General features: G+C 60.0%; 3 protein-coding genes and 2 pseudogenes. 2 read left to right on the top strand and 3 right to left on the bottom strand.

The window, feature by feature from the left end:
* A pseudogene (locus THIARS_RS19050) lies at window positions 1-146 on the bottom strand (zinc-binding alcohol dehydrogenase family protein); the annotation flags it as partial.
* A 2-nt stretch (window positions 147-148) separates the two neighbouring features.
* On the opposite strand from THIARS_RS19050, the pseudogene THIARS_RS17910 reads away from it, so the two are divergent.
* Window positions 149-238 (top strand): annotated as a pseudogene (locus THIARS_RS17910) (DUF1348 family protein); the annotation flags it as partial.
* A 71-nt stretch (window positions 239-309) separates the two neighbouring features.
* On the opposite strand, the gene THIARS_RS17905 reads toward THIARS_RS17910, so the two are convergent.
* Window positions 310-1,728: an MFS transporter gene (locus THIARS_RS17905; RefSeq protein WP_013123614.1), complete on the bottom strand. Its 1,419-nt coding sequence runs from the start codon at window positions 1,726-1,728 to the stop codon at window positions 310-312.
* Between the two features lie 66 nt (window positions 1,729-1,794).
* Between THIARS_RS17905 and THIARS_RS17900 the strand changes: the two genes are divergently transcribed.
* Complete coding sequence (locus tag THIARS_RS17900) at window positions 1,795-2,670, top strand: LysR family transcriptional regulator (RefSeq protein WP_013123615.1); 876 nt, start codon at window positions 1,795-1,797, stop codon at window positions 2,668-2,670.
* Between the two features lie 139 nt (window positions 2,671-2,809).
* On the opposite strand, the gene THIARS_RS17895 is transcribed toward THIARS_RS17900, so the two are convergent.
* Entirely contained in the window at window positions 2,810-2,944 is a 135-nt protein-coding gene (locus THIARS_RS17895; protein ID WP_342747777.1) for a hypothetical protein, read from the bottom strand.
* Window positions 2,945-2,956 lie beyond the last annotated feature (12 nt).

Genomic DNA, 2,956 nt, shown 5'->3' with positions numbered 1-2,956 from the left:
GTGGCGGCGTCGATCGGGCCGAGGCGGGTGTTGAGCGTGGTTTTGAGCTGGCCTGCATCCACGAGCCGTGCCACCTCGCCGAGCAGGCGACCCTGCTCGGCCAAGTCCGCGGTGGCGAACATCGAGCGGGTGAACATGAACTCCCAAGTACACGGAAGACACGCGCTGGCGCAATCGCGCTGAATTTCCGGCCGATCGTGCGGAAGTGCAGCGTTTTCTCGAACGCAAGTGGGCGCGTGGGAACCGTTAACGGCGCGGGTGCATGGGCTGTCGGAGGTGGCGAAGCTCCATGCCCGATTAGCCTCATTTTCAGCTCAATTGCTTCTCTGTATCTGTGCCAAACCTTAGCCAGCACATGGCGCTTCCCGCCAACAGCAGTATGACTGCCATGCCGAGCGACCAATGCATACCCTGCATAAAAGCCCGCTGTCCGGTATTGCGTACCAGATAGCCAAAAACAGCAACACCGAGGAGTCCGCCCACTTGGCGTGCGGAATTGAGGACACCCGATGCGATACCCGCTCGCGAATCATCCACCGAAGATAGCGTGACGTTGGTCATAGTCGGGACCATCAAGGCAATGCCGCTGGACGCTATGAGCATCGGCACCACCAGCCAACCATAGGCTCCATCGACGCGAACAGGTAGAAGCAACAGGTATCCCGATGCAGCAATGAGCAAGCCCAGAACCATTAGCCGCTTCGCGCCCATCCGGCTAATGAGGCGTCCGGCAAGTACGTTGACCCCCATCAGCACAATCGTCATGGGCAGAAATGCCATTCCAGTCTGCTGCGGTGAAAGCTGTTGCTCGATCTGGAAGAACAGGCTGAAAATGAAGATCAGCCCGTAGTAGGAAAAATTAACGATGACACCCGAGATCGTCGCGATTGTGAAGGCGGACACACGAAATAGCCCAAGCGGCAGCATCGGCGAACGGCTACGCGATTCAATCCAGATGAATCCCGCGGCAGCAACTACCGCGAGCAACAAACCGCCCTGTACCCAGACACTACCCCAACCCAGCTGTCCCGCTTCCGTGAGCGCAGCCGTGAATGCAGCTAATGAAAGGATAGCAACGAGCTGTCCAGGCCAATCCAGGCCATCGTCATGGTGGCGCGGGTGGCGCGAGCCGTCGGCAGCGACGTACTGAAGCGTGAGGTAGCCACCCACAAGTCCGATCGGAAGATTGATGAGAAAGATGCTGCGCCAACCCCAATGCGTGACCAGCAAGCCACCCAGCACCGGCCCGGCTGCCAGGGATATGCCGCCGATAGCACCCCACCAGCCCACGGCGCGGCTGCGCTGCAGCTTGTCCGGAAAGGCGCGCTTGAGTATGGCTAGCGAATTGGGAACCAGCAGCGACGCTCCAAGACCTTCGACCAGCCGGGCAACGACCAGCATCGGCAAGTTGATGGCGACGCTACAGGCAGCCGATGCCAGCGTGAACAGTGTGAAGCCGCACAGGAAGACCCTCCGCGACCCCAAACGATCTCCAAGCGAGCCACTGGTCAACAACAGTGCGGCAAATACCAACGTGTAAGCATTCACCACCCATTGCAGCCCCGCCACGGCGGTAGCGAAATCACGGTGCAATGCACCAAGCGCCACATTCACTGCGCTGACATCCAACAACACCACGACGAAGCCAAGCGCAGCCGCAATCAGCGTGCCACGTGGGGAAGACGAAGAAGACATTTTTAGCCATCCGAAGCCTTGAACAAGAGGCATGCTAGGCCTCGACAATCTGTGCGTAAATTCTCTAAAATTGCAACTCAAACTTGAGAAAACGCACATATGTTCGATTGGGAGAATCTGCGCCATTTCCTTGCCGTGGGCAACGCTGGAACACTGTCTGGCGCGGCGCGGTCACTTCGGGTGGACCACGCCACTGTCAGCCGGCGGCTGGTGGCACTGGAGGACGAATTGCAAGTCGTCTTGGTCGAGCGTCTGCCGCGTGCCTGTCGCCTGACGCCGGTCGGCATTCAGGTTTTTGAGCAGGCCAAGGCCATGGAAAGCACTGCCTTCGCCATCGAACGGCATACCCGTGCGACTCAAGCACCCTTGAGTGGCAAGGTCACGCTCAGCGCGCCGCCCGTGTTGGCTACGCATTTTCTGGCAACCCGCATGGCGGATTTCCAGACGACTTATCCAGGCATCCAACTTTCCGTCACTGCTGAAGCGCGCCAAGTGTCACTGAGCCGCCGGGAAGCAGATGTGGCATTGCGGCTGATACGCCCGAAGGAATCCAGTAATGTCGTCCGCCGTATCGGCCGCATGCGGTTCGCGCTGTATGCCAGCCACCATTACCCGGCCTTGCACGATCCCAGCCACTGGACCTTCATCGCCTACGACGAGCAATTTGCTGACATGCCCCAGCAGAAATGGCTGCTAAACATCGCCGGGCAACGTCCCGTGAGTTGCGAGCTGAGCGACATCAGTGGCCATTTCATCGCAGCTCGCGCAGGCGCTGGTGTCGCAGGCTTGCCTTGCTTTCTTGGTGATGCCGACAAGCAATTGGTCAGACTCGATGAATCGGGCGCTCCTTTCTCGCGCGACATCTGGCTGGTCACTCACCGGGATCTCAGGCGTTCGGAGACCGTGCGGGCAGTCATGGGTTACCTGGGTGAAGCTTTTCAGAGCAGCCCCGAGCTTGAGCCGGGCCAACGTTGATCGAGGCGGGCCACACATCGACTTCGGCATGACGACCATGGGCGGTCTTCGACTCGCGACATCTGATCGCGCTGTGCGTCCAACGCGTTCGCCTTGCGTTGCGGCAACTCTTCACCCAGGCCCCGTCACGCTGTTGCGATCACTCCCAGCCCTCCACCACCACCTTGCCGATGCTGCTGCCCGTCTCCACCAGCGCGTGCGCGCGCTTGAGGGTGGCGGCGTCGATCGGGCCGAGGCGGGTGTTGAGCGTGGTTTTGAGCTGGCCTGCATCCACGAGCCGTGCCAC

The sequence above is a fragment of the Thiomonas delicata genome (assembly GCF_900088825.1).
GTDB classification, from domain to species: Bacteria; Pseudomonadota; Gammaproteobacteria; order Burkholderiales; family Burkholderiaceae_C; genus Thiomonas_A; species Thiomonas_A delicata.
Note: the sequence above shows the minus strand (reverse complement) of the source record. Positions and strands in the feature narration are given on the sequence as shown.

Bases quoted from the DNA above. Each gene is read 5' to 3' on its own strand.
- THIARS_RS17905 (WP_013123614.1), bottom strand. From the start codon at position 1,728: ATGCCTCTTGTTCAAGGCTTCGGATGGCTAAAAATGTCTTCTTCGTCT.
- THIARS_RS17900 (WP_013123615.1), top strand. From the start codon at position 1,795: ATGTTCGATTGGGAGAATCTGCGCCATTTCCTTGCCGTGGGCAACGCT.